Origin of the sequence: Janthinobacterium sp. EB271-G4-7A, assembly GCF_020858075.1 — a bacterium.
GTDB lineage: Bacteria > Pseudomonadota > Gammaproteobacteria > Burkholderiales > Burkholderiaceae_D > Janthinobacterium > Janthinobacterium lividum.
The window spans coordinates 282,255-308,686 of record NZ_JACYMI010000004.1; the positions used below are offsets into that span (position 1 = coordinate 282,255).

The 26,432-nt window shown below is 60.2% G+C and carries 23 protein-coding genes; 9 read left to right on the top strand and 14 right to left on the bottom strand.

The features are described from left to right. The first annotated feature begins 232 nt into the window (after positions 1–232). From sugE to IGS58_RS24210, 4 genes are all read left to right on the top strand, one after another. Positions 233–553: a quaternary ammonium compound efflux SMR transporter SugE gene (sugE, locus tag IGS58_RS24195; protein WP_070257828.1), complete on the top strand. Its 321-nt coding sequence runs from the start codon at positions 233–235 to the stop codon at positions 551–553. An 11-nt stretch (positions 554–564) separates the two neighbouring features. Continuing rightward, positions 565–924: an NADH-quinone oxidoreductase subunit A gene (locus IGS58_RS24200; protein ID WP_034783844.1), complete on the top strand. Its 360-nt coding sequence runs from the start codon at positions 565–567 to the stop codon at positions 922–924. Between the two features lie 85 nt (positions 925–1,009). Continuing rightward, complete coding sequence (locus IGS58_RS24205) at positions 1,010–2,167, top strand: iron-containing alcohol dehydrogenase (RefSeq protein ID WP_230522892.1); 1,158 nt, start codon at positions 1,010–1,012, stop codon at positions 2,165–2,167. A gap of 44 nt (positions 2,168–2,211) precedes the next feature. Next, positions 2,212–3,003 carry an EAL domain-containing protein gene (locus IGS58_RS24210; protein WP_230522893.1) on the top strand — a complete coding sequence of 264 codons (792 nt, stop codon included), beginning with the start codon at positions 2,212–2,214 and terminating at the stop codon, positions 3,001–3,003. 46 nt (positions 3,004–3,049) lie between these two features. Here IGS58_RS24210 and IGS58_RS24215 read toward each other — a convergent pair whose 3' ends face one another. The 7 genes from IGS58_RS24215 to IGS58_RS24245 form a co-directional block, all read right to left on the bottom strand. Further along, positions 3,050–5,110, bottom strand: coding sequence for a D-(-)-3-hydroxybutyrate oligomer hydrolase (locus IGS58_RS24215; protein ID WP_230522894.1), 2,061 nt, complete (start codon positions 5,108–5,110; stop codon positions 3,050–3,052). A 76-nt stretch (positions 5,111–5,186) separates the two neighbouring features. Further along, positions 5,187–6,167, bottom strand: a complete 981-nt coding sequence (locus IGS58_RS24220; RefSeq protein WP_034752665.1) for a branched-chain amino acid ABC transporter permease — start codon at positions 6,165–6,167, stop codon at positions 5,187–5,189. 31 nt (positions 6,168–6,198) lie between these two features. Beyond that, positions 6,199–7,083: a branched-chain amino acid ABC transporter permease gene (locus tag IGS58_RS24225; RefSeq protein WP_034783850.1), complete on the bottom strand. Its 885-nt coding sequence runs from the start codon at positions 7,081–7,083 to the stop codon at positions 6,199–6,201. 159 nt (positions 7,084–7,242) lie between these two features. Next, complete coding sequence (locus IGS58_RS24230) at positions 7,243–8,451, bottom strand: ABC transporter substrate-binding protein (protein ID WP_230522895.1); 1,209 nt, start codon at positions 8,449–8,451, stop codon at positions 7,243–7,245. Between the two features lie 84 nt (positions 8,452–8,535). Further along, complete coding sequence (locus IGS58_RS24235; RefSeq protein ID WP_034783852.1) at positions 8,536–9,264, bottom strand: ABC transporter ATP-binding protein; 729 nt, start codon at positions 9,262–9,264, stop codon at positions 8,536–8,538. Continuing rightward, positions 9,264–10,034, bottom strand: coding sequence for an ABC transporter ATP-binding protein (locus IGS58_RS24240; protein ID WP_035823437.1), 771 nt, complete (start codon positions 10,032–10,034; stop codon positions 9,264–9,266). The genes IGS58_RS24235 and IGS58_RS24240 overlap by 1 nt, the downstream gene beginning before the upstream one ends. A gap of 143 nt (positions 10,035–10,177) precedes the next feature. After that, positions 10,178–11,803, bottom strand: a complete 1,626-nt coding sequence (locus tag IGS58_RS24245) for a GMC family oxidoreductase (protein WP_070257833.1) — start codon at positions 11,801–11,803, stop codon at positions 10,178–10,180. Between the two features lie 1,476 nt (positions 11,804–13,279). Here IGS58_RS24245 and IGS58_RS24250 point away from each other — a divergent pair. Beyond that, positions 13,280–14,038: a 5'-methylthioadenosine/adenosylhomocysteine nucleosidase gene (locus IGS58_RS24250; protein WP_230522961.1), complete on the top strand. Its 759-nt coding sequence runs from the start codon at positions 13,280–13,282 to the stop codon at positions 14,036–14,038. Between the two features lie 75 nt (positions 14,039–14,113). On the opposite strand, the gene putA is transcribed toward IGS58_RS24250, so the two are convergent. Next, positions 14,114–17,767: a trifunctional transcriptional regulator/proline dehydrogenase/L-glutamate gamma-semialdehyde dehydrogenase gene (gene putA / locus IGS58_RS24255; RefSeq protein ID WP_230522896.1), complete on the bottom strand. Its 3,654-nt coding sequence runs from the start codon at positions 17,765–17,767 to the stop codon at positions 14,114–14,116. 207 nt (positions 17,768–17,974) lie between these two features. On the opposite strand from putA, the gene IGS58_RS24260 reads away from it, so the two are divergent. Next, positions 17,975–18,430: an Lrp/AsnC ligand binding domain-containing protein gene (locus tag IGS58_RS24260; RefSeq protein WP_010393827.1), complete on the top strand. Its 456-nt coding sequence runs from the start codon at positions 17,975–17,977 to the stop codon at positions 18,428–18,430. A gap of 204 nt (positions 18,431–18,634) precedes the next feature. Then, a complete protein-coding gene (locus IGS58_RS24265; protein WP_230522897.1) occupies positions 18,635–20,194 on the top strand; it encodes a methyl-accepting chemotaxis protein in 1,560 nt (519 codons plus the stop codon). A 49-nt stretch (positions 20,195–20,243) separates the two neighbouring features. On the opposite strand, the gene IGS58_RS24270 is transcribed toward IGS58_RS24265, so the two are convergent. Continuing rightward, positions 20,244–21,224 (bottom strand): LysR family transcriptional regulator, encoded by a 981-nt coding sequence (locus tag IGS58_RS24270; RefSeq protein WP_034752642.1) that lies wholly within the window; start codon positions 21,222–21,224, stop codon positions 20,244–20,246. 192 nt (positions 21,225–21,416) lie between these two features. On the opposite strand from IGS58_RS24270, the gene IGS58_RS24275 reads away from it, so the two are divergent. Beyond that, a complete protein-coding gene (locus IGS58_RS24275; RefSeq protein ID WP_034783860.1) occupies positions 21,417–21,722 on the top strand; it encodes a hypothetical protein in 306 nt (101 codons plus the stop codon). A 72-nt stretch (positions 21,723–21,794) separates the two neighbouring features. Here IGS58_RS24275 and IGS58_RS24280 read toward each other — a convergent pair whose 3' ends face one another. From IGS58_RS24280 to IGS58_RS24300, 5 genes are all read right to left on the bottom strand, one after another. Next, the gene (locus IGS58_RS24280) at positions 21,795–22,391 is read right to left on the bottom strand and encodes a chalcone isomerase family protein (RefSeq protein WP_070279916.1); all 597 of its coding nucleotides are present in this window, start codon (positions 22,389–22,391) and stop codon (positions 21,795–21,797) included. 112 nt (positions 22,392–22,503) lie between these two features. Beyond that, entirely contained in the window at positions 22,504–22,770 is a 267-nt protein-coding gene (locus IGS58_RS24285; RefSeq protein ID WP_034752637.1) for a YfhL family 4Fe-4S dicluster ferredoxin, read from the bottom strand. Between the two features lie 14 nt (positions 22,771–22,784). Further along, positions 22,785–23,282 carry a pantetheine-phosphate adenylyltransferase gene (gene coaD / locus IGS58_RS24290; RefSeq protein ID WP_034752633.1) on the bottom strand — a complete coding sequence of 166 codons (498 nt, stop codon included), beginning with the start codon at positions 23,280–23,282 and terminating at the stop codon, positions 22,785–22,787. A gap of 112 nt (positions 23,283–23,394) precedes the next feature. Then, the gene (gene rsmD / locus IGS58_RS24295; protein ID WP_230522898.1) at positions 23,395–24,054 is read right to left on the bottom strand and encodes a 16S rRNA (guanine(966)-N(2))-methyltransferase RsmD; all 660 of its coding nucleotides are present in this window, start codon (positions 24,052–24,054) and stop codon (positions 23,395–23,397) included. 69 nt (positions 24,055–24,123) lie between these two features. Next, a complete protein-coding gene (locus tag IGS58_RS24300) occupies positions 24,124–25,029 on the bottom strand; it encodes a DUF6279 family lipoprotein (RefSeq protein ID WP_230522899.1) in 906 nt (301 codons plus the stop codon). Between the two features lie 25 nt (positions 25,030–25,054). Here IGS58_RS24300 and glmU point away from each other — a divergent pair, with 25 nt between their 5' ends. Next, complete coding sequence (gene glmU / locus IGS58_RS24305) at positions 25,055–26,431, top strand: bifunctional UDP-N-acetylglucosamine diphosphorylase/glucosamine-1-phosphate N-acetyltransferase GlmU (protein ID WP_230522900.1); 1,377 nt, start codon at positions 25,055–25,057, stop codon at positions 26,429–26,431. Position 26,432 lies beyond the last annotated feature (1 nt).

Here is a 26,432-nt window from a genome sequence, read left to right on the forward strand (position 1 = left end):
ATTTTTTGCTTAATTTTTACTCAGCAGGGGCAAGTCAACGACGATTTCTGTTTCACGTGGAACACGCAGCGTGGGCAAGCAGAGGGCTGCGGTAGCGTGAAATGTTTGCTACAATTGCCGTATCGTCCGCCAACGTGACCACGCCAGTGGCCTGCGGGACGATCATCCAGGAGGACGGCCTCCCCCATCATGGGAACACACCGGGACGGCCCGCTCTGTATAAGGAGCCGCCATGGCCTGGATACTTTTACTTATTGCCGGCATGTTTGAAGTCGTGTGGGCATACTCAATGAAACTCTCCGAGGGTTTCACCAAACTCACCCCCTCCGTTGTCACCATCGTCATGATGATCGCCAGCTTCGGCTTGCTGTCGCTCGCCATGCGCACCCTGCCCCTTGGTACGGCTTATACGATCTGGACCGGCATCGGCGCCGTCGGTGCCTTTATCGTCGGCATCGTATTTCTGGGCGAGCAGCTCAATGCCATGCGGGTATGCGCCGCCGTCCTCATCGTGTGCGGCATCGTGCTGATGAAACTGTCGTCCAGCCACTGAGAGGAATCCCCATGCTTCTCGAAAACTATTTCCCCGTCCTCCTGTTCATTCTGATCGGCATCCTGGTCGGCATCGTACCCATGCTGCTGGGGCGCACACTGGGCCCGCACAAACCGGATCCGCAAAAACTGTCGCCGTACGAATGCGGCTTTGAAGCGTTCGGCGACGCGCGCATGAAGTTCGACATCCGCTTCTACCTGGTTGCCATTCTCTTCATCCTGTTCGATATCGAGGTGATCTTCCTGATGCCGTGGGCGGCCAACGTGAATGAACTCGGCTTGCCCGGTTTCTGGGCCGTCATGGGTTTCTTGAGCATACTGGCCATCGGCCTGGCCTATGAATGGAAACGCGGCGCGCTGGAGTGGGAGTAGTCCCCGCTTTTTGTTCCACGTGAAACAGGCGCGGGGCGGGAAAGCGGAGTAAGCTGGGCTTCTGCCATCATTGTCAGGAGACTGCATGTCCGCCTTCCAGTTCCGCACTGTGCCGCACCTGATCGTTGAACCGGGCGCCGCCGCCCAGCTGGGTGCGCATATCGCCCATCACTTCCCCGCCGTGCGCCGCGCCCTGCTCGTCACCGATGCAGGTTTTTTGCGCACGGGTCTGGCCGATGCTTCCTTGCACAGCCTGCAGGCGGCCGGCATCGAGGTCCACGTCTTTTCCGAAGTGCAAGCCGATCCGCCCGAAGCCATCGTGCTGGCCGGTGTGGCCCAGGCCCGGATGTTTCACGTGGAACTGATTATCGGCCTCGGTGGCGGCAGCTCGCTGGACGTGGCCAAGCTCATCGCCGTGCTGGCACCGGGCCACCAGGAACTGGCGCAACTGTATGGCATCGGCAATGTCCACGGCCAGCGCCTGCCCCTGGTGCAATTGCCGACCACGGCCGGCACAGGCTCGGAAGTGACGCACATCGCCATCGTCACCACGGGCGCCACCAGCAAGATGGGCGTGGTCGCGCCGCAACTGTATGCGGATCTGGCCATCCTCGACGCCAGCCTGACCCTGGGCTTGCCGCCCGCCGTGACGGCCGCCACCGGCATCGATGCCATGGTGCATGCGATCGAAGCGTACACCAGTCGCCTGTTGAAAAACCCATTGTCCGACATGCTGGCCACGCAAGCCTTGTCACTGCTCTCCAGCAACCTGGTCACCGCCTGCCGCGATGGCAGCAACTTGCCGGCACGCCAGGCCATGCTGCTGGGTGCCATGCTGGCCGGCCAGGCGTTTGCCAATGCGCCCGTGGCCGCCGTGCACGCGCTCGCCTATCCCATCGGAGGACTGTTCCACGTGCCACATGGCTTGTCGAATGCGCTGGTGCTGCCGCACGTGCTGCGTTTCAATCTATCCCACGCGGCGCCCCTGTATGCGCAACTGGCAGCCGTCCTGCAACCTGGCATCACGGGCAGCGAGGAAGCGCGCGCCATGGCCCTGATCGACGCCCTGCAGGAGATTGCCCTGGCGACGGGCATCGCGCGCACCCTGCGCGAAGTGGGCATCGCGGCCTGCGACCTGGACCGGCTGGCCGATGAAGCCATGCTGCAAACGCGCTTGCTGGGCAACAATCCCCGGCCCGTCACGCATAGCGATGCGCGCGCCATCTATGCTGCCGCACTGTGAGACAGCAGACGGAATCAGCCAATCCGTCCGCCTACACTAGCACCATGACACCTCCCGACATCCCGATTCATCCTGACGCCACCAGCTTTCCACACGGTGCCTGTGCAGGCTGCCATGACAGCGCGCCGCTGCCGTTTGCCTTCGAGTATGCCTATCAGCCCATCGTCGACCTGGCCACGTGCAGTATCTATGCGCACGAGGCGCTGGTGCGCGGGCCCAACGGCGAAAGCGCGGCCAGTGTGCTGGCGCAAGTCAACGACGCCAACCGCTACCGCTTCGACCAGGCTTGCCGCGTCAAGGCCGTGGCCGGCGCAGCCAAGCTGGATATGCAGGGCTTTCTGTCGATCAACTTCTTGCCCAACGCCGTCTACCGTCCCGAAGTATGCATCCGCAGCACCCTGGAAGCGGCCACCTTGCACCGCTTCCCCACCGATAAAATCATCTTTGAAGTGACGGAAGGCGAACGGGTGCAGGACCGTCCCCATCTGGTCGAGATCTTCCGCGCCTATCGGCGCTTCGGTTTCCAGACGGCCATCGATGATTTCGGCGCCGGCTATGCGGGCTTGAACCTGCTGGCCGAATACCAGCCCGACATCATCAAGATCGACATGGACCTGGTACGCGGGATCGATATGCACGCGCCACGCCAGGCGATCGTGCGGGCCATCGCCAGCCTGTGCCGTGAGCTCGGTATCCGCGTACTGGCCGAAGGCATTGAGACACGCGCCGAGCGCGATTTCCTGGCCAGCTGCGGCATTTCCCTGATGCAGGGCTACTGGTTTTCCAAGCCTGTCTTCCAGGGACTGGGCCACATCCCCGATACGGCCTGGGAATAAAAACGGCCACGTGAAACGTGGCCGCAAGTTCCACAAGCGATACTGCCTAGTTGGGAATGTCGACGACCGTCCCCGTCACGCTGATGACATTGCCGGGCGCCGGCGCCGCGGCGATCGCTGGCACGTTGACGTTGGTGATCAAGGTTGACGCATCGGCGCGCGTCACCGTGCGCACCACCTGCGATGGCGGCAAGGCTTGCTTGGCATTCAAGTGTACATACATGGCATCGAGCGCCCGGTTCAGGTACACGTGCAGGGGCACGATCAGGGTCGGCAAGGCGCTGCTGAAGGAATCGAAATGGTTGGCGTTCGTCACCTCGATATAGCGCAGGCGGCTATTCGTCCCTTCCACGGCGGCGTTCAGCCCCAGATAGGCGCGCGAAGCGTGATTGACGGGAATCAGGGTATCGCTGCGGCCATGCACGATGATGGCCGGCTTGCCATTCAATTTGCCGCTGGCCGCGACCTCCGCCATGCCTGCCCGCACGCGCACGCTTTGCCCGGCCAGCGTGCCTTGCAAGTTGGCGCCACTGACGGTATCGCGTCCCGTCGCCAGGCTGCGCAGGCACAGGAAGCCGTCGAGAGACTGGTCCGCCAGGCCGCTGGAAGACGACACGCCGGCCGTGTACACCCTGGCGCCGCCCACGCTGTTTTCGTACACGACATTGCCGAGGATGCCGTTTTGCGCGGCAAAGCTGGCCGCCTTTTGCGCCGACGTGAACGCGACCGGATTACCGCTGCCGTCCGTCTGCGCAAACGTGAAACCGCACACCTTGTCCGTGACGGAGAATTTGCCGTAGGCATACGCATACGTGACAGCCACGAGGATATTCGTGCCCGCGTGTGCCGCCTGCAACGGATCGGAATCCAGCAGCCAGCCATACGCGCGCAAGCGCTGCTTCGCGTCCGCCTGCTGCGCAGCCAGGTCGGCGCCGTTCAATAAACCCTTGCTGACGAGCGCCGTGCAGCGTCCCGCATTGCCGGCCACGGAAGCGATGCATGGCTGATACAGGGCCGCATAGGTGGCGTAGTCGAACAGCGCACGGCCGGGATTGGCGACTACCGCCCCACCCTGGCGTACGCTGTAGGCGCTTGACGCCGCCGGCTGGATCTGCGGCTCGCTGGCCGCCACGCCGCTGATCAAGCCCTTGGTATCCTGTTCCGCCGCCAGCAAGGCCGAACCGGCGCCGTTGGAAATACTCGAGGCAATCGTGATGGTGTTCTTCGGCGTCAGCCGCACGATGCGCGCACTGCCGTCGCGGGCCAGCACGCCGTAGCGCTCGTTCAAGACGTAATACGCCATCTCGATGGCCTGCAAGGTCACCTTGCCCCAATCCTTCTCGGGATTTTGCTGCGAGTGCGCGTGCTTGAAGGCGATGCGGTTCGGGTTCGCGCCGGCCCAGGCCAGGCGGTCGGCGTCGCTCAAGTCGGGCGCGAAGAGCGCATTCTTGCCGGCCGCCACCCTGCCCGCGCGCACGCCGTTCTGCAGGTTGACGCTGTCGTCCTCGAACACGTACAGGCCCGTGCCGGAGCCCTTGTCGGCATACGCCACGGCGCAGCCTTTTTTCAAGCCCCATTCACCCGAGCTGCCGATGGCGCCGTAGATGCCGCGCGAGCCGCTGGACGTGCCCGTGACGATGCAGGCATGGTCGGGATCGAAGCTGGCCGGCACCTGCACCATCAAGGTGACATTCTTCTTGCCCGAGCCATCGTCGGCATAGGCGATGTATTCACTGCCCGCGACCAGGCCCTCGCCCGTGCCCACGTTCCCGGACGCATCCACGTTCGGTCCGTACAGGGTGCCGTAGCCGCTGTTGGCGGCAATGTCGAGTACGGCGCGGTAATTGGCGTAGATGGCATTGCGGCGCAGTTCGAGCGGCGTCGGTTGCTCCACGTTCGCATACGCGGGCGCGGCGCCAGCCAGCCCCGTCTTGCCGAGGCCAGCCGTCAGCAGATCGTTCGTCTTGCCGTCGTAGTCGGCGCGCGTGATGGTACCCAGGTAGCTGGGCATCTGGTTCAGCTCTTCCGGTGCATGGTTGCTGCCGCAGGCTGCCAACGCCAGCAGGGTGCACAGGCTGCTCCCCGCGCGCGTGATCGTCGTTTGCATGGTGGTTCTCTCCGTTGAAGTAACAGTGGACGCACAATGAAAAACGCCGGACGATCCGTCCGGCGTTGCTTGAAAATCAGACCGCGGCCTTGGCAGCCCTGCCGCCGAAGCGCGCGATGGCTTCGCCGACAATGCCGCGCCGGAACATCAGTACGCAGATAACGAAGATCACGCCGGTCACCATGCCCACCGATTCGCCCAGGGTGCCGAACCACTCGATGCCCGTGTGCGTGGCCAGATAGGTACCGACATCGCCCAGCTTGTTTTCCAGCGCGATGATCAAGACGGCGCCGAGGATGGGACCGGACAAGGTGCCCATGCCGCCTACCAATGTCATCAGCACGACCAGGCCCGACATGCCCCAGTACACGTCGGTGAGGGTTTCAAAGCCCAGCACCAGGGTCTTGGTGGCGCCCGCCAGCGCGGCCAGTGAAGCGGACAGCACGATGGCCATCAGCTTGTACTTGTTGACGTCGTAGCCCAGCGAGATGGCGCGCGGTTCGTTTTCCTTGATCGCCTTGAGCACCTGGCCGAACGGCGAGTGGATGGTGCGCACGATCAGGGCGAAGCCGGCAACAAAAATGGCCAGCACGACGTAGTACAAGACGGTGTCATTGCCCAGGTCTATCGTGCCCAGCAAGGTTCCACGTGGAACACCCTGCAAGCCATCCTCGCCCCCCGTAAAGGGCAGACGCAAGGCCAGGAAGTACACCATCTGCGCCAGCGCCAGGGTGATCATCGTAAAGTAGATGCCCTGGCGGCGGATCGCCAGGCCGCCGATCACCAGGCCCAGCAAGGCGCCCGTGGCGACGCCGGCCAGCAAGCCCAGTTCCGTTGGCCAGCCCCAGGTGCGCAGCGCGTAGCCGGTGACATAGCCGGCGCCGCCGAAGAAGGCCGCATGGCCGAACGACAGCAAGCCGGTGTAGCCGATCAGCAAATTGAAAGCGCAGGCAAACAGGGCAAAGCACAGCAACTTCATCAGGAAGACGGGATAGCCGTAAAACGGGGCCGCCAACGCCAGCAGCAAGGCAATGGCGTAGCCTACATTTTTATTCATCGTGGTAGCTCCAATACATGACTGATGAGGATTACTTTTCTTTGCCGAACAGGCCGGCGGGACGCAGCAGCAGCACGATGACCATCACGACGAACACCACGGTGGCCGAGCCTTCCGGGTAGAACACGCGGGTCAGGCCCTCGATCACGCCCAGGCCCAGGCCCGTCAGGATGGAGCCCATGATGGAACCCATGCCGCCAATTACCACCACGGCAAACACGACGATGATCAGGTTCGAGCCCATCAGCGGCGAGACCTGGATGATCGGCGCCGCCAGCACGCCGGCGAAACCGGCCAGCGCCACGCCGAAGCCGAACGTCAGGGTCACCATCAGCGGCACGTTGATGCCGAACGCTTCCACCAGTTTCGGGTTTTCCGTGCCGGCCCGCAGGTAGGCACCGAGCTTGGTTTTTTCGATGACGAACCAGGTAGCCAGGCACACGGTGAGCGAGGCGATCACCACCCAGGCGCGGTAGTTCGGCAGGATCATGAAACCCAGGTCCGTCGCGCCGGCCAGCGCTTCGGGCACGGCATACGGCTGGCCCGAGACGCCATAGAAGGAGCGGAACACGCCTTCCATGATCAGGGTGATGCCAAAGGTCAGCAGCAAGCCATACAGGTGGTCGAGTTTATATAACCAGCGCAGCATGGTCTTTTCGATCAGGATGCCGACCAAGCCGACGAGGATCGGGGCGATGACCAGCATGGCCCAGTAACTGATGTCGAAATAACTGAGGCCCATCCAGGCCAGGAAGGCGCCCATCATGTACATGGCGCCGTGCGAGAAATTAATCACATTAAGCAAGCCGAAGATAACGGCCAGACCGAGGGACAACATGGCATAGAACGAGCCGTTGACGAGACCCAGCAGCAGCTGGCTCATCATCGCTTGTATTGGAACGCCGAAAATTTCCATGGCATCACAGTATAAAAAGCACCGCCGGACGACGGTGTGGTATCAAGGGAAACACGCCGCCGCAAACGGGTGCGGCAGCGCAAGGCGTACCCTGCGGGCGAAGCGTGCAGGACAGAGCGCCCGCGCAGCGGCGGGTACTCTGTGGAGGTTGCTACAGCGTTATTTCCACAACGAACACTTCGACTCGGCCTTGGTCACATACGCTTGCGCACCGGGCACAGTGGCGACCACCTTGTAGTAATCCCATGGATACTTCGACTCGGCCGGTTTCTTGACTTCCATCAAATACATATCGTGCACCATGCGGCCATCGGGACGCACTTCGCCATTCTGGGTAAACATGTCGTTGATCTTGGTCTTTTTCAGGTAAGCCATGACTTTCTCGGTGTCATCCGTTCCCAGCGCCTTGACGGCTTTCAGGTAGTTCGCCGCGGCCGAATAGTCGGCCGCCTGCAGCATCGACGGCTCTTTCTTCATCTTGGCGAAATAGCGTTTCGACCAGGCGCGCGTGTCCGCATTCAAGTCCCAGTACCAGCCATCCGTCAGGTACATGCCTTGCGTCAGGTTCAGGCCCAGCGAATGGATGTCATTGATGAAGATCAGCAAGCCCGCCAGTTTCATCGATTTCGTCAGGCCGAACTCATTGGCCGCCTTGATACTGTTGATGGCGTCGCCGCCCGCATTGGCCAGACCGAGGATTTGCGGCTTGGACGATTGCGCCTGCAGCAGGAAGGAAGAGAAATCCGAGGCGCCCAGCGGATGCTTGACGCTGCCCAGCACCTTGCCGCCAGCTGCCTTGACGACCTCGGCCGTGTCTTTTTCCAGCGAATGGCCAAACGCGTAGTCGGCCGTCATGAAGTACCAGTTCTTGCCGCCCTGCTTGACGATGGTGCCGCCCGTACCGCGCGCCAGCGCCACCGTGTCGTAGGCGTAATGCACGGTGTAAGGCGTGCACTCTTCATTCGTCAGGCGCGAGGAACCGGCGCCGATGGCGATGAAGATTTTTTTCTTTTCCGCCGCGACCTTGGCCATGGCCAGGCTGGCGCCGGAATTGGTGCCGCCGATCAGCATGTCGACGCCCTGCTGGTCGAACCATTCGCGCGCCTTCGAGGCGGCGATGTCGGCCTTGTTTTGATGGTCGGCAGAAATGAATTCCACTTTTTTGCCGGCCAGCACGACGCCGGCATCGGCGATCGCCATCTTGATGGCTTCCGCGCCGCCGAGGCCGTCGACGTCGGAATACACGCCCGACATGTCGGAAATAAAACCGATCTTGATCGTGTCGCCCGATACCTGGGCATGCGCGGCGGCGGAAAAGCCCAAGGCGCAAAGAGTGGCGGTGGCAATGGCGATAGCGTTACGTTTCATAGTGTCTCCGTTGGGATTATTGTTTGCTATTCAGTCGATTGCTGGACGATAACGCGTACCAGATGGACGCGTACTACATGGGGACTACACGCCAAGCAGCTCGGTCAATACCGGCATCTTGGCCTCCAGTTCGGATGCAGCAAAAGTCTCGACGATCTGACCGTGCTCCATCACATAAAACCGGTCCGCCAGTGGCGCGGCAAACCGGAAATTCTGTTCCACCATGACAATGGTGTAGCCCTTCGCTTTCAGGGTGGTGATCATGCGCGCCAGCCCTTGCACGATGACGGGCGCCAGGCCTTCGGAAATTTCATCGAGCAGCAGCAGGCGCGCGCCCGTGCGCAGGATGCGCGCTACGGCCAGCATCTGCTGTTCCCCGCCCGACAGGCGCGTGCCCTGGCTGTGGCGGCGTTCCTGCAAGTTCGGGAACATGGCGTAGATTTCTTCCACCGACATGCCCTTCTCGCCGCTGGCCAGGGTCGGCGGCAGCAACAGGTTTTCCTCCGTCGACAGCGAGGAAAAAATGCCGCGCTCTTCAGGACAATACCCGATGCCCAGGTGGGCGATTTTGTGCGTGGCCAAACCTATCGCTTCGACACCGTTGACCTTGATCGAGCCCGTGCGCGCGCCCGTCAGCCCCATGATGGCGCGCAAGGTGGTGGTGCGGCCGGCGCCGTTGCGGCCCAGCAAAGTCACCACTTCACCCTGCTCCACTTTCAAGTTCACGTCATGCAGGATGTGCGATTCGCCATACCAGGTGTGCAGCTGTGCAATTTCCAGCGCGGGTGCGCCGCGATTCGCTTGTGTCGCCATCAATGCGCCCCTTCCAGTTCCGCGTGGGTGGTGCCCATGTACGCTTCCATCACTTGCGGATTGCGCGACACTTCCGCGTAACTGCCTTCGGCCAGCATGGCGCCGCGCTGCAGGACGGAAATCTTGTCGCAGATACCCGAGACCACGCTCATATTGTGTTCCACCATCAGAATCGTGCGGCCAGCCGACACCTTTTTGATCAGTTCCGTCACGCGGTGCACGTCTTCGTGGCCCATACCTTGCGTCGGTTCGTCGAGCAGCATCATTTCCGGCTCCATCGCCAGGGTGGTGGCAATTTCCAGCGCCCGCTTGCGCCCGTACGGCATGTCGACCGTGATGGTGTCGGCAAATTCCGTCAGGTCGACCTCGGCCAGCAAGGCCATGGCGCGGTCGTTGAGCTGGTTCAATGCGCGTTCGCTTTGCCAGAAGTGGAACGAGGTACCCAGCTGGCGCTGCAAGCCGATGCGCACATTTTGCAACACGGACAAATGCGGGAAGACGGCGGAAATCTGGAAAGAACGGATCACACCCATGCGGGCGATCTGGGCCGGTTTGGCGGCAGTGATATCTTTCCCATTGAACAGGATCTGTCCTGAAGTGGGGACCAGGAATTTGGTGAGCAAGTTAAAACACGTGGTCTTGCCGGCGCCGTTCGGACCGATCAAGGCGTGGATATGGCCCCGCTCTACCTTCAGGTTCACCTCGCTCACAGCGGTGAAACCCTTGAATTCCTTGGTCAAATTTCTTGTTTCCAAGATTACGTTTGACATCGTGTCTCCTAGTTGTACTTTTTGTACTACTTAGTCATTTTTATAATACACAACTTAAATTTAACGCACAATACAGTATAACTACGGGGATTTTGCGCCAGCCCGAATGGCGCAAACTCGCGCCTTTACCCAGCTATTTCCTGCTATTTCCAGGCCGCGTGTATCATTTGCGCCGCTTTTTCCGCGATCATCACGGTGGGCGAGTTCGTGTTACCAGAAGTAATGTACGGCATGATCGATGCATCGACAACGCGCAAGCCAGCCACGCCGATCACGCGCAACTGGCTGTCGACCACGCTGGATGCATCGCTGGCCAGGCCCATGCGGCAAGTACCCACCGGGTGGAAGATGGTGGTACCGATCTGGCTGGCGGCCTGCGCCAGCTCTTCCTGGCTCTGGAATTGCACGCCGGGCTTGTATTCCTGCGGCGCAAACTTACTTAACGCCGGCGCGGCAACGATGGCCCGCGTCAGGCGCAAGGCGTCGGCCGCCACTGTGCGGTCCTGCTCCGTACTCAGGTAATTGGGCACGATCTTCGGCGCCGCATAGCTGTCGGCCGAGGCGATCCGCACATGGCCGCGCGAAGTGGGCCGCAAATTGCAGACGCTGGCCGTAAACGCGGGAAACGCATGCAAGGGCTCGCCGAATTTGTCCAAGGAGAGCGGCTGCACGTGGTATTGCAGATTCGGCGTAGCTTGCTGCGGATCGGACTTGGCGAACGCGCCCAGCTGCGATGGCGCCATCGACATGGGCCCGCTCTGGAACAGCGCATACTGCAAGCCGATCTGCATCTTGCCCAGCATATTGCCCGCCATGATGTTCAGGGTTTTCACGCCCTGGACTTTGAATACCATGCGCAGCTGCAAATGGTCTTGCAGGTTGCCGCCCACGCCAGGCGCGTCCAGCACGGGCGCGATGCCATGCTGCTGCAGCAAGGCGGCCGGGCCGATACCGGACAATTGCAGCAATTGCGGCGAACCGATGGCGCCCGCCGTCAGCAAGGTTTCCCGCCGGGCTGTCGCCTGCCACTGCGTGCCGCCGCCCGTAAATACAATACCCGTGCAGCGCGGCCCTGACTCCGTCGTTTCCAGCAGCAATCGTTCCACGTGGCAGCCCGTCATGATGGTCAGGTTCGGGCGGCGCGATGCCGGTTTCAGGAACGCTTTCGAGGTATTCCAGCGGATGCCGCGGCGCTGGTTGACGTCGAAATATGCGCTGCCGCTGTTGTCGCCGCCATTGAAATCGCTGGTTTTCGGGATGCCGACCTGCTGCGCCGCATCGCGGAACGCGTTCAGGATATCCCACGACAAGCGCTGTTTTTCCACGCGCCACTCGCCGCCGACGCCATGGTTTTCCGACGCGCCGCCGTAGTAATCCTCGCTTTGTTTAAAGAGCGGCAAGACCTTGTCCCAGCGCCAGGAAGCGTCGTCCGTCAAGTCGGCCCAGTGGTCGTAATCGCCGGCCTGGCCGCGCATATAGATCATGCCGTTGATGGAAGAGCTGCCGCCCAGCACCTTGCCGCGTGGATAGATCAGGCTGCGCCCGCCCAGGCCAGCGTCCGCCTGCGTGGAATACAGCCAGTCCGTGCGGGGATTGCCGATGCAATGCAGATAGCCAACGGGGATGTGGATCCACACGTAATCGTCTTTGCCGCCCGCTTCCACCAGTAAAACGTTGGCATCCTTGTCGCGCGTGAGCCGATTGGCCAGCACGCAACCTGCCGTGCCGCCGCCCACGATGATGTAGTCGTATTCGCCTGCCGATTCCAATGAAGCTCCTTTCGGTATGCCATCAAGCTGTCGCGCGGCGTGTCTCCCCACCGCGATCCGCTACCAGAGTCTGTCTTTCTTCATGCATGCATGGCTGTTGAGCCGCCTTGAGATTACCACCAGTGCCGGGCCAGGGCGACATTAATCGTGGCCAGCGATATGAGCGAGCGTCACGGCAAGCTCAAAAACAGGGTCGCCAAGCTGTGGATAACCGTATGGATATCCACAGGTACGATATGTGGGTAAACGAAAATTTTTTTGGACGCCTTTTTTTTATCCCAAAACCATCCCAGGCAGATACACCCCTTACTCAGCGCTTATCCGCACGCCAAGCGATTGTTTACAAGGATAAATCGGGACTTATCCACAGAAGATGTGCCCGTTAACTACTATTACTATTCTTGTATATGAACTTCTTAAGGTAAACCCGACAACGCGCGCTTTGCCTGCCCTTCGTCTTTGAAAGGGTTCGCAAGCTTGTCTTCAAAAAAAAGCCGGCGAGCGGCTTTGCTGACAAAAAAAATTCGAGCCAACAACTGCGCGACGAAAACCGGTGTGGCCAACATCACGCGCACAGCACTGCCAAACCGTTTTGCAAAATGGGAACGTCAACCGACCTGACCAGCTGCTCAGCTAACAGGCCGTTTGATGTCAAAGAGAGGGGGAATTTGCTTCGATTGTGGATAAGTCACTTGATATCCACAGGATGACTTGTGAGTAAACACGAAGTTATGCGCAGGCCCGCATTTTATACAATTTTGCTCCTCGCGTGATACAGCGATTATGCACGCTTTATTTTGTGCGTAAACGGTTGATCCTGTTGAAAAAAAGTGACTTATCCACAGAAAAAAACGCGTTTACTATTACTACTATTTTTATATATAGATCTATTGTAAACCGATAAAAAAAGCGGAAGTCCGGGGATATTTTCAAAAAGCAGGCAAAAACCGTCCAAAAAAAAAGCCAACGGCGACATCACGACCCATTGCCAAACCGTCTTCCAGGAATCACCTGGATGCGAAGGTCTGTGAAAGAACAACGTTCGTGGTTGCTCAAGCTGGATTGCCAGGCAAGGATCAGGGCAGACGAAGCACGTCAACCATGCCACTACAGCAAGAAAAACCATGATTTTTGCTTGCTGCTGTGGATAAGTGCCTGCATATCCACAGGATGAGATGTGGGAAAAGTCAATCTTTGTCCACAGCCCGATTTTTATCCCAAACAAGTCCTTGCTGGATACAATGCTTGTGCGCCTACTTTTTTGAGCGCCAAGTTGATGATTTTTATACGGTATACCGACTTATCCACAAAAAAATGGCCGTTTACTATCACTACTATTTTTATGTATACATCTTTATTTAAAACACAGAGACAAACGCGAACGGTGGAAAAGTTGCCGAAACGGCTGTTTTCACCGTGTAAACCGTTTTGCAATCCCCAAAAACCTGTAAAAACAGCATGAATTCACACAAAAAAATGCGTTTAGGCATCATCAGTGCCTTGCACGAAGAACAGCAGGGGCTCGTAGAAGCCATGCAAGGCCCCCAGAGGCGTTCACACGGCATGCGCGACTACACCCTGGGAACCCTGTGGAATATCGACGCTGTGTGCGTCCTGTCGCGTTTGGGCAAGGTTGCCGCTGCCATGACAGCTTCTATCCTTGTGGAAAAGTACGGAGTTACCCACATCGTCTTCACCGGCGTGGCCGGCAGTGGGGATAAACGCGTGAAAGTGGGTGATATCGTGGTGGCCGAAGCGCTGCTGCAGCACGATATGGACGCCCGTCCCCTGTTTCCCCGCTTCGAAGTGCCGCTGACAGGCTTGCAGCGTTTTGCCACGGACCTGGAATTGAGCACGCAACTGGCTGGTGCAGCCGAAGATTTCTTGCGTGACGATGTCTCCAGCGTGCTCAAGGCAGCGCATATCGTGGAATTTGGCTTGCAGCACGCACAGGTCCACCGTGGCCTGATCGCCAGCGGTGACCAGTTCATCAGCAGCGCCGCGCATGTGAACCAGCTGAAAGAAGATATCCCCGACCTGCTGGCCGTCGAAATGGAAGGCGCCGCCGTGGCGCAAGTGTGTTTTGAACTGGGCGTGCCGTTTACCGTCATGCGCACCATTTCCGACAATGCCAACGAAGAGGCGGCCGTCGACTTCATGCGTTTCGTGCAGACCGTCGCCTCGCCGTATGCGTTTACGGTGATCCAGCAATTGTGCCAGCGCCTGGCTGGCTGATTTTTTAGCTAGCGTGCATAAAAAAAGGGCAGAACCACTGGTTCTGCCCTTCCGCGTTAACTGTCTGCCTAAAATTTAGACACTTAACATCATCAAGCTGGCATTTCCACCTGCTGCCGTCGTATTCACGCACAGCGCCCGCTCAGCGACCAGGCGCCACAGGGGGATGACACCCTCCTGCGTGGTGGCGATGGTGGCCACCAGGGCCCCTTCCCGTGCCGCCAGCAGCGGTTTGAGCTGGCCATCGAGACTCGGTTCGATCATGGCGATCTGGAAATCATGCTTGACCGACTCCAGGCTGCTGACGACCTGGATGCGGTCCTTCAGCGCGGCCGGCAAGTCGCCGGGAATCAGATCCGGCGCTTGCGCCAGCACGAGGGCCTGGTTACCGGTGGCCAGCACGGCGGCCAGCTGGTTCATCAAGGTGCCGGACGTGGCCGCCGCACACAAGATCGTGCCCCGCGCGGCAAAGCTCAGGGTATTGCGCTCGCCGGTCGGGCCTGGCAAGACGGTAGTGCTGCCCAGCAAGGTGGTGCGCGCATAGTCCTGTGCCAGTTGCTCGACCTTGTCGTGGCCATGCATCTTCGCCCAGACGGTCAGCGCATCCAGGGCCGGTGGCGCCTGGCGCTGGTGCTGCGCGCCGGCCGGCGCATTGCGCTGCAGGCGTTTCAGGTACAGGGGGCCACCGGCTTTCGGTCCCGTGCCCGATTTGCCTTCGCCGCCGAACGGTTGCACGCCGACGACGGCGCCGACGATGTTGCGGTTCACATAAATATTGCCCACATGCGCGCGCTTGGTGATGAAATCGATGGTTTCATCGATGCGCGTATGGATGCCCAGGGTCAAACCGTATCCGCTGTCGTTGATCGATTGCACCAGTTGCGGCAAGTCGGCCCGCTTGTAGCGGATCACATGCAGCACGGGGCCGAAGACTTCCTGCGTCAATTGCGCCAGCGACTTGATTTCCAGCACGGTCGGGGCGACAAACGTGCCTTTGACGGTCGGCAAATCGAGCGAATAATGGTCGATGGCCATGGTTTTCATCTTGTTGATGTGCGCCAGCAGATTACCTTGCGCTTCCGCATCGATGACGGGACCGATATCGGTCGCCAGGCGGTCAGGATTGCCAACGCGCAATTCCTGCATGGCGCCCTTGAGCATATGGATGGTCTTGTCGGCGATCTCCGTTTGCAGGAACAGCACGCGCAAGGCCGAGCAGCGCTGGCCGGCGCTGTCGAAGGCGGACGACATCACGTCCTGCACCACTTGCTCCGGCAAGGCGGACGAATCGACGATCAGGGCGTTCTGGCCACCCGTTTCGGCGATCAGGGGGATGTCGATGCCTTCGGCCACGGCGCGGGCGGCCAGGTTGCGGTTGATCAATTGCGCCACTTCCGTCGAACCCGTGAAAATCACTCCTTTCACGCGCGCGTCATTGCACAGGCCGGCACCAACGATCTCGCCGCTGCCGGGCAAGAATTGCAGCGCGCCCCGTGGCACGCCTGCCGCATGCAGCAATTGCACGGCGCGGTGGGCGATCAGCGGCGTCTGCTCGGCCGGCTTGGCCAGCACCACGTTGCCTGCGGCCAGGGCGGCGGCCAGCTGGCCCGTAAAGATGGCCAGCGGGAAGTTCCACGGACTGATGCAGGTGACGGGACCCAGCGCCAGGGTGTTCGGCGCGTGTTCCACCTGCGCCGCGTAGTAGCGCAGGAAGTCGACGGCTTCGCGGATTTCCGCGATCGCATTCGGCAGGGACTTGCCCGCTTCGCGCACGGCCAGGGCCATCAGCTCGATGTGGTGTTCTTCGAACAGGTCGGCCGCGCGCTGCAAAGCTTGCGCGCGGATCGAAGGCTCTGTCGTTTGCCAATCCATGGCGTACGCGCTGGCGCTGGCCAGGGCCGTTTCCACGTCGGCTGGACCGGCTTCCATGACCTTGCCCACGACATCGTCATGCTGGGCCGGGTTGTGCAGCATGTGCGTGGGGCCATTCAGGCTGACGGCGCCATCGATCAGCGGCGCAGCCTGCCATGACTGTTGCTGCGCCAGGCCGGTGGCCAGGGTACGCAAGGTGTCTTCATTCGACAGGTCCAGGCCGGCCGAGTTCTTGCGTTCACTGCCAAACATGTCCAGCGGCAGCGGAATCGACGGGTGCGGCAAGCCGCCCTGCAGGCGCGCCTGTTCCAGGGGATCGCGGATCAGGCTATCGATGGCCACGTTTTCGTCGACGATCTGGTTGACGAACGACGAGTTGGCGCCGTTTTCCAGCAGGCGGCGCACCAGGTAGGCCAGCAGGGTTTCATGCGAACCGACGGGCGCGTAGATGCGGCACGGCTTGTCCAGATTGTCGGGGCCGACGACCTGGTCGTACAGGGTCTCGCCCATGCCGTGCAGGCACTGGAATTCGTAGTCGGTGATGCCGTCGCGTTTCGCCCAGGTATAAATGGTCGACAGGGTTTGCGCGTTGTGGGTGGCAAATTGTGGATAGATCAGGCTGCTGGCGGCCAGCAGTTTTTGCGCACACACGAGGTAAGAGACGTCCGTGTAGACCTTGCGCGTGTAGACGGGATAGCCTTCCTGGCCATCGACTTGCGCGCGTTTGATTTCCGCATCCCAATACGCACCCTTCACCAGGCGCACCATGAACTTGCGGCCGCTGCGGTGCGCCAGGTCGATCAGGTAATCGATGGCGAACGGGCAGCGCTTCTGATACGCCTGCACCACATAGCCGATGCCGTCGAAGCCGGCCAAATCGGTATCAAAGGCAAGTGCTTCCATCAGGTCGAGCGACAGTTCCAGGCGGTCCGTTTCTTCCGCATCGATGTTGAAGCCGATGTTGTACTGTTTTGCCAGCAACAGCAACGCTTTGACTTTTGGCAGCAATTCTTCCATGACACGGGCACGCTGGGCGCGGCTGTAGCGCGCGTGCAGGGCCGACAGTTTCACGGAAATGCCGGGGCCGTTCTTGATGCCGCGCCCGTTCGACGCCTTGCCGATGGCATGGATCGCCGTTTCGTACGAGGCGTAGTAGCTGGCCGCGTCCTGCTGCGTCAGGGCCGCCTCGCCCAACATGTCGTACGAGTAGCGGTAGCCGCGCGTTTCATTCTCGCGGCTGTTCTTCAACGCTTCCTCGATGGTCTGGCCCGTCACGAACTGGTTGCCCAGCATGCGCATGGCCAGGTCGACGCCCTTGCGGATCAGCGGTTCGCCGCCTTTGGCGATGAGCTTGCTCATGGCCGAACCGAGGCCCGATTCGCTGCTGGTGCTGACCAGTTTGCCCGTAATCAGCAAGCCCCAGGTGGCGGCATTGACGAACAGCGATGGCGATTCACCCAGGTGCTTCTTCCAGTCGCCCTTGCTGATTTTGTCGGCGATCAGGCGATCGGCCGTTTGACTGTCGGGTATACGCAACAGCGCTTCAGCCAGACACATCAATGCAACGCCTTCTTCCGACGATAGCGAGAACTCGTGCATCAGTGCATCGACGCCCGATGCGCGTGTGCGTTTTTGGCGCACGTTCGAGACCAGGCGGTGCGCCAGCGCTTGTCCTTCGGCTGTCGTTTCGGTGCTGCTGGGGCGCACTTGTTGCAACAGCCACTGCACGGCGGAAACCTCATCGCGCCTATAGGCGGAGGTGATGGCGGCGCGTTGTGGTGTCGCTTCGGGCAGGATTTCTGCCTGGAACGCAGCAAAAGGAATCGGGGTAAAAGCCGAGGGGCCTGCAGGGTGCATAAGTGCTCTTTACAAGGAAATAGGGGACGAAAACTGACGTAATTCTTGCTCTTTTTTGGTGCAAAAAAATACAGAAAGTCGGACGTTAAGATGATTCGATTGTAAAGGGGATTCTTATGGATTAATTCTGGTAATACAGGGGACTAGCAATAGATAGTTTTTGATGCGACAATTTAACCAAATAATATTAATTTGGGGGTGATAGGAATGCTGGACAAGATCAGTAAGAAAATCTTGATGGAATTGCAGAGCGATGGACGCATCAGCAATGTGGAGCTGGCCGCGCGCGTGAACCTGTCGCCGGCGGCCTGCCTGGAGCGCGTGCGCAAGTTGCACGAATCCGGTTACATCATGGGCTATACGGCCCAGTTGAACCCGCAGCTGCTCGACGTATCGCTGCTGGTGTTCATCGAAGTCGTGCTTGATCGCACGACACCGGAAGTGTTCGATGCCTTCAAGCATAGCGTACAAATCATTCCAGAGGTACTGGAATGTCATATGGTGGCCGGCGGTTTCGATTACCTGGTCAAGGCGCGCGTCAAGGATATGGCCGCCTACCGCGAATTCCTGGGCAAGACGCTGTTGCAGAAAGGTGTGCGGGAAACCCACACTTATGCCGTCATGGAAGAGGTTAAAAACACCACCAAATTGCCAATTAAGTGACCTTGGTGTAGCCGCCCTACTTTTCTGATTGAGCTATCGGAACAAATGTTGTAGGGTAGAACTACAATTCTGCTACCCGGTAGCCGCCTGAAACGCCGCGCAGACGTTACGTTCAGGGTGCAAGGTGGGCAATCGTGCCCACCCGCATACGGTTACGGCACGTCCCCTCAACGGGACGTGACGGGTTCGCGCAGCGGGGGACAAATGAAGCAGTTGCAGCATCAGCTGGTGCGTTTCTTTGTATTCACGATCCTGGCCATGGCCGTGGCCTGTTGCCTGGCCTATCTGCTGCTGCTCTCGGGCGGCGACCATCCGTATCTGATCGCCTGCGTGGCCGCCGCCATCGGCGCCGCGCTGCTGGCGTTTGCCGGCCGTGCGCGCGGCGAGCCAGGCTTGCATCAGTTCGCCGACACGGTGGGCAACGCCATCGACGCCATCATGATCGGCGCGGCGGAAACCTCGTATTTTGTCGATTCCGTCAAACAGAAGGTGGAACTCGATGTGCGCACGGCCAGCGACATCGCCGACAGTTCCGTACAAAATGCCGTGATGACGGAAAAGATCGCCGCCAATGCGGAGCGGGCCGCCAAGGTGGCCGCCGGCGTGCGCGTGGAAAGCGTGGCGGCGCGCGCCGAAGTGGACCAGGGCTTGCAGCGCATCAATAAGGCACGCGAAGAAGCGCAAGGTGCTTCCAGTACCATGCTGAGCTTGCAGGAAAAATCCAAACGCATCACAGGTTTCACGGAAGCCATTTCCGATATTTCCGCGCGCACCAACTTGCTGGCGCTGAACGCCGCCATCGAGGCGGCGCGTGCCGGCGAACATGGACGCGGTTTTGCCGTGGTGGCCGGGGAAGTGCGGCAACTGGCGCAGCGCACCAAGGAAGCCTCCGATGAAATCAGCGTGATGGTGCGCGAAATCAATGAACAGTCGGAAAAAGCTGCGCGTGGCATGAGTTCGCTGGCGGCCGGCGTCACGGAAGCGGCGCGCAATGTGGAAAGCGTGCATGCATCGCTCAGCCATATTGAGGAATCGTCGGGCGTGTCGGAAGACGAGATCGGGCAAATCGCCCGCGCCTCGCGCGAACATGTCGACACGACGCAAGTGATCGCCGATGCCATCCTGCAAATCCGCGACAGCATGCTGTCGACGAACGCCGAATTGCCGCGCGCCACACAGTCGGCCATGGCCCTGGCCGAGCGGGCCGAAGTGATCGCCGGCGCCCTCGGCGAATCGAGCGTGGCCACGCCGCACGACGAGATCCGCGAGGCGGCCCAGCGCGCCGCGCGCGACGTGGGCAAACTCTTCGAGCAAGCCATCGCGTCGGGGCGCATCACGCGCGAAGCCCTGTTTGACCGCCACTACCGCCCCATCCCGAATACCAATCCGCCCAAGCACAACACGAAGTTCGACGCGTTTACGGACAAAGTGCTGCCGGATGTGCAGGAAGGCGTGCTGGCGGCCCTGCCGCACCTGGCCTACGCGGGTGCCGTTGACAACAATGGATATTTCCCGACGCACAACAAGAAGTTTTCCCAGCCGCTGACGGGCGACTACGCCACGGATATCGTGAATAACCGTACCAAACGCATCTTCAGCGACCGCACGGGCAAGCGCTGCGGCAGCAACACCAGGGCGTTCCTGTTGCAGACCTATAAACGCGACACGGGCGAAGTCATGCACGATTTATCCGTGCCCATCCACGTTGATGGCAAGCACTGGGGCGGTTTCAGAATCGGTTACCGGTCCAGCAGTCACGCATAAAAAAAACGCCTGATGTTTCATCAGGCGTTTTTTTGTGCCGGTAGAACACTTATTCAATATGCGGCTTCGGCGCCACGCCGCCGCCGGCCGCCGTGGCCGTGCGCAGGGTGGGCGTGTTCATGCTTTCCAGGTGGTTGCGCAGCCATTTGTGGGCGGGGCTGCGGGCGTCGCGCTCGTGCCACAGCATGTCCAGGTGGACGGCTGGCAGGGTCAATGGCAAATCCTTGTACAGCAGCGATTCCGTCATGCCTGTCGAGGCGATCAGGTGGCGCGGCAAGACCGTGATCAGGTCGGAATTGGCGACGACCCGCCCTGCGGTAAAGAACTGGTTGACCGTCAACAGGATGCGCCGTTCGCGGTGGATCTGCGACAGCGCCTCGTCGATCAAGCCATGCGCGCGGCCGGAAAAGCTCACCAATAAATGATTCGCCGCGCAGTAGTTATCCAGGGTCAATTCCTTGTCGGCCAGCGGATGGCCGCGCCGCATCACGCACACATACTTGCCGGAATACAGGCGTTCATGGCGGATGGGCGAACCCGTTTCGCTCGACAGTTGCGCCGCCACGCCGGGAAAGAAGCCCACGGCCAGGTCGATGTCGCCGCGCAGCAGCATCGGGCGCGGTTCACGCGTGGTCAGCGGCATCATGCGCACGTTGACGCCGGGCGCTTCCCGTTCGATCGAGCGCATCAGCGAAGGCAGCCAGAACGCGGCCGTCGCATCGGCCATGGCCATGCGGAAGGTGGCGTGGGTTTTCGACACGTCGAAGGTTTCCGGCGTGACGGCCGCTTCCAGGCTGGCCAGGGCCGACCGCACGGATGGCCACAGCGCTTCGGCGCGGGGCGTGGGTTTCACGCCGTACGCCGTGCGGATCAGCAATTCGTCACCGAGGCTCTCGCGCAGGCGTTTGATGGCGTTCGATACCGCCGGCTGCGTCATCGCCAGGTGGCCGGCTGCGCGCGTCAGGTTTTGTTCCGTCATGACGGCGTCGAAAACACGCAGCAAGTTCAGATCCAGCGTCAGAAAACTCATGGAAAGCCCAAGATAAAAGTTGAATTGATTACTTAAGAGTGTAAACCGCGCCGGGCACGAATATTTTCACTCGTAAAAAAATATTACAGTTTTCCATTCATGATTCATATAATTGGTATCAAGAAATGGAATTAGATTTATATGTTGCACTGCACTATAGTACTGGCAAATTCTATAATGCACTGGAACACTATGTCTACCTTCGCCTCCGCCCTGTACGCAGTATCCGCACCCGTGCTGGAGATTTCCCTGCTGAATGCCCTGCAACTCGTGCTGGTGATCGTGGCCGTGGGCGCCTTCGCCCTGCTGTTCAAGCCTTTGCTGGTGGGGATCGCCCGCGCCATGGTGCTGCTGGTGCGTCCCAAGCTGAGCCGCGAAGAGCGCCTGGCACGCCAGCAGATGCGCGAAGCGCAAGCCTTGAAGCGCACCCTGGGCAAGATGGATGGCGTGTCGCCAAGCAATGCCGCCGAGCTGCGTGCCCTGTCGACGCGCGCCTGAGCGATCAACTGTTGCAGATGACAAGCCGGCGCGAGCCGGCTTTTTTACGCCCGCGTTTTCGTTCAGGCCGCTTCAGGCCATGTCGCCCAGCAAATGCGCGCGCAACAAGGTGTCGGCCGGGTGGGCGCCGATCCAGATTTTCAGCAGCGCATTATAGAAAGCCAGGTCCGGCACCATGTCGCCCACCTGTTTGCCGTTCAGCTTGCACAACGTGCCTTCCTCCGGCAGCCAGTCCACGGTGAGAATGTCGCCCTTTTTCAGGCCGGGCACCATTTCGAACATGGCGCCGAACTGCATCGTCTGGCTCAGCAGGCGCGTGCGGTCGGCCTGGTCGGAGCTGCGCTTCAAGCCCTGCATGAAGGCTTGCCCCAGCTCGTCCGAGGTGATGTCGCGCAGCATGACGATTTCCAGGCGGCGCGGTCCGGGCAGCGCCAGGATGTCGGCCAGCTGGGTTTTCTTTTCCGGCAGGTACAGCGCGATCGTGTAGACCTTGAAGATGACCTTGTAGCGCACGCCGGCGCCGTTGAGTTTCAACTCGCGGCTGGCCAGCTGTACCGTGTCGTCCAGCTTGACGCCGCCGATCTCGACGGCCAGCGCTGCTTGTGCCAGGGCGGCGCACAGGCCGACGGCAGCGAGGGAGCGGCCCAAACGCGATGTGCATATTTGCATCTTCTACCTCCGTGGAAACCATGGGCTGTGGATAAGTCAGCACACAGTGTAGAACAGTTGGCAGAAGCTGGCGCCACGCAGAAGTGGCCCAGAAGTGGCGCGGGAGAAATGCTCAGGTTTTTGCGGCGGGGAGTTCCGCCTGCAAGCGTTCGTACTTGGCCATCAATTGCTCCGGGCTTTCGCGCCAGGCGGGATTGAAGGGGATGCAGCTGACGGGGCACACTTGCTGGCATTGCGGCTCGTCAAAGTGGCCCACGCATTCGGTGCATTTGTTGGGATCGATTTCGTAGATTTCCGCGCCCATGTAGATCGCGTCATTCGGGCACTCGGGCTCGCAAATGTCGCAATTGATGCATTCGTCGGTGATCAGTAATGCCATGATTTCACTCTTACTTATTGCGATGATGCAGCGTTGGCGGCAATCTTGTTTTGCAGCCAGCGGTTCACCGAGGGGAAGACAAACTTGGAGACGTCGCCGCCCAGCGCCGCGATTTCGCGCACGATGGTGCCCGAAATGAATTGGTACTGGTCGGATGGCGTCAGGAACATGGTTTCGACATCGGGCAGCAGGTAGCGGTTCATGCCCGCCATCTGGAATTCGTATTCGAAGTCGGAGACGGCGCGCAAGCCGCGCACGATGACCCGCGCTTCATGCTTGCGCACGAAATCCTTGAGCAGGCCGGAAAAGCTTTCCACTTGCACATTTGGGTAATGGCCCAGCACTTCGTTGGCGATTTCCAGGCGTTCGTCGAGCGAGAAAAACGGCTGCTTGTTCTTGCTGTCGGCCACACCGACGATCAGCTTGTCAAACAGACCCGATGCGCGGCGCACCAAATCTTCATGACCGCGCGTGAGCGGATCGAATGTTCCTGGATAAACGGCTACAACCATTGCGGCTCCCTGACGATGCACCAATATAGACGCGCATTATGCCTGAAATTGGTGACCACCTTGGTGCTGGGCCTCGGGGCAGGGAGCCTTTTTGCCTTATTTATAGGCAGATTCAGGCAGTTGCCGGCACTTTGTTGTAAGTTAGCAAATGATAATAAACGGTGCCCGCCTTGTCGGCGCGGATGACTTCCCACGGCGCCATCCACTCCGGTTTTTCCAGTGCGCTGGCTTCATCGAAGACCAGCGGCAAGCCCGATTCCGCGTACACCATGCCGCCTTCCGTGAGCAGGTTGGCGCACAGTGGCAACACTTTCGCCAGGAAGTCCTGCTGGTAGGGCGGATCGAGGAAGATCAGGTCGAAACGCTGGCCGCGCGATGCCAGGCCTTGCGCCGTCAGCAGGGCGTCTCCGCGCAGCAGTTGCACGTTGTCGGCGCGCAATTTCACCTTGTTCTCTTCCAGCTGGCGGATCACGGGCGTATGCGTATCGACCATGGTGACGGCGGCGGCGCCGCGGCTGGCCGCTTCAAAACCCAGCGCGCCGCTGCCGGCGAACAGGTCCAGCACCTGGGCGTTGGCCCAGTCGCCGTCGCGCAAGTGATTGATCCAGTTGAACACGGTTTCGCGCACACGGTCCGGCGTCGGGCGCAAGCCCAGTGCCTGCAAAACAGGCAGCACGGAACGCTTCCACTGGCCGCCGATGATGCGTACCTGGTTCGGTGGCGGCGCGTGGTGGACGGGGACTTTGGCGGGTTTCTTTATTTTCTTTTGCATGGGGATTTCTTCAATTCGGTGGCGGCCACTATAGCATATGGCCCCCTCCCCCCTGCTGGCGCTGCCGCTCTATTTGGGTTGCGTGGCTAGGGAATTGAAATCGTCGATCCAGCCCTGGATGCGCTTGACGGCATGGGCCTTTTGCGCCGGCGTGGCGATCTTGATCACCGTCAAGACCATCTGCGCCGTGCTGCTTTCGTAGGCATCGAAGAAGGCCTTGCGCTCCGAATGTTCGAGGCGCTCGAAACTGTCCTTGATCAGGGTCGTGATCAGGGCTGCGCTGGCTTCCTTGCCGAGTTTTTCCTGGTGAACTTTCTTGACCAGGTTCAACACATTCTGCTGGCGCCGCATGCGTTCGTCGAGCCAGATCTCATTGTTCAGCGGACGCGCGTCGGACGCCTTGCGGATGATGGCTTCCTGTTCGCTGCTGAAGCTGCCGAACCACAGTTCGAATTGCTCCATGGCTTTCTTGTAGCGCAGTTTCTGGCGCTTTTCCTGGTCGCCGCTCAAGTATTTCTTGCGGTAATCATCATTGTTCGACTTGAACTTCTTTTCCATCTGCGCGATCTGCTCGGGCTTGAGCGAGCGCGCCAGGTCGGCCAGCTCGGGCGCCGCTTTCAGCAGCAGCGCCTGGGTGCGCTGCTTGATCTCGCTGTAGTCCGCCATCAGGTCTGCCTGCGTGGTATTGCCTTGCAGCTGCTTCTGGCCCGTGCGCAGGATTTCCACGTAATCCTTCAATTGCGTCTTGCGGTGCCAGTCGAACAGCTTGTCGATATCGTCGCGCACCCAGCCCTTCTGGTCGCGGTCCAGGTCGACATACGCGTTCAGCCACCAGTACAGTACGGTATCGCCATTGTTGTAGGCCAGACGCAAGCCGCTGCAGCCGGCCATGACGACGAGCAGGATGGCCAGCACGGCATAAGTAAAACGGCCAAAGGGCATGGAAGACGGGGCCTGCGTGTTAAACTTTTTCATATTCTTAACTTATAAAAGACGGTCTATGAACGTTGTCATTCTCGCTGCCGGTATGGGCAAACGCATGCAGTCGGCACTGCCCAAGGTATTGCACCCGTTGGCGGGCAAGCCGCTGTTGTCGCACGTCATCGACACGGCGCGCGGCCTGGCGCCGTCCCGATTATGCGTGATTTACGGGCATGGGGGCGCTGCGGTGCTGAAGTTGCTCGACGGCTACAAGGTGAACCATGCCGTGCAGATCGATGCCGCCGAGCAGGCGCAGCAACTGGGCACCGGTCATGCCGTGCAACAAGCGCTGCCTTTGCTCGATGACAGCGTGCCGACCCTGATCCTGTACGGCGACGTACCGCTGACCAGCGCCGTTTCCCTGCAGCAGTTGGTGCAGGCGGCGGGCCAGGACAAGCTGGCCATTTTGACCGTGGAACAGGACGATCCCTTTGGCCTGGGCCGCATCGTGCGCGAGCAGGGTGCCATCGTGCGCATCGTCGAGGAAAAGGATGCCACGCCAGAAGAGCGCGCCATCAAGGAAATCAACAGCGGCATCATGGTCGCGCCCACCGTACAACTGAAACAATGGCTGTCGGCCCTGTCGAATGACAATGCCCAAGGGGAATACTATCTGACCGATATCGTTGCCCAGGCTGTCGCCGATGGCGTGGCCGTCACCTCGGCCCACCCGGCCGCCGTGTGGGAAGTGGCGGGCGTCAACAGCAAGGTGCAGCTGGCCCAGCTGGAGCGCATCCACCAGAACAATATCGCGCAAGCGCTGCTGGAACGGGGCGTGACCCTGCTGGACCCGGCCCGCATCGACGTGCGCGGCGAACTGATTTGCGGCCGCGATGTCACCATCGATGTCGGCTGCGTGTTCGAAGGCAGAGTCGAACTGGGCGATGGCGTGCGCGTGGGCGCCAACAACGTCTTCATCAATGCCACGGTGGCCGCTGGCGCGCACATCAAGCCGTTCTGCCATATCGAGGATGCCGTCGTTGGCGCCGCTTCCATCATCGGCCCGTACGCGCGCCTGCGCCCGGGCACGGTCCTGGCGGAAGACGTGCACATCGGTAACTTCGTCGAAGTGAAAAACAGCCAGATCGCCGCGCACAGCAAGGCCAACCACCTGGCCTACATCGGCGACGCCACCATCGGCTCGAAGGTCAACATCGGCGCTGGCACGATCACCTGCAACTACGATGGCGTGAACAAGTTCCGCACGGTAATTGAAGACGACGCTTTTATCGGCAGCGACAGCCAGCTGATCGCGCCCGTCACCGTCGGCAAGGGAGCCACGCTGGGCGCCGGCACGACCTTGTCGAAAGATGCGCCGGCCGGCAAGTTGACCGTGTCGCGCGCGCGCCAGGTCACCATCGACGGCTGGACGCGTCCCGTAAAAATCAAGAAATAAG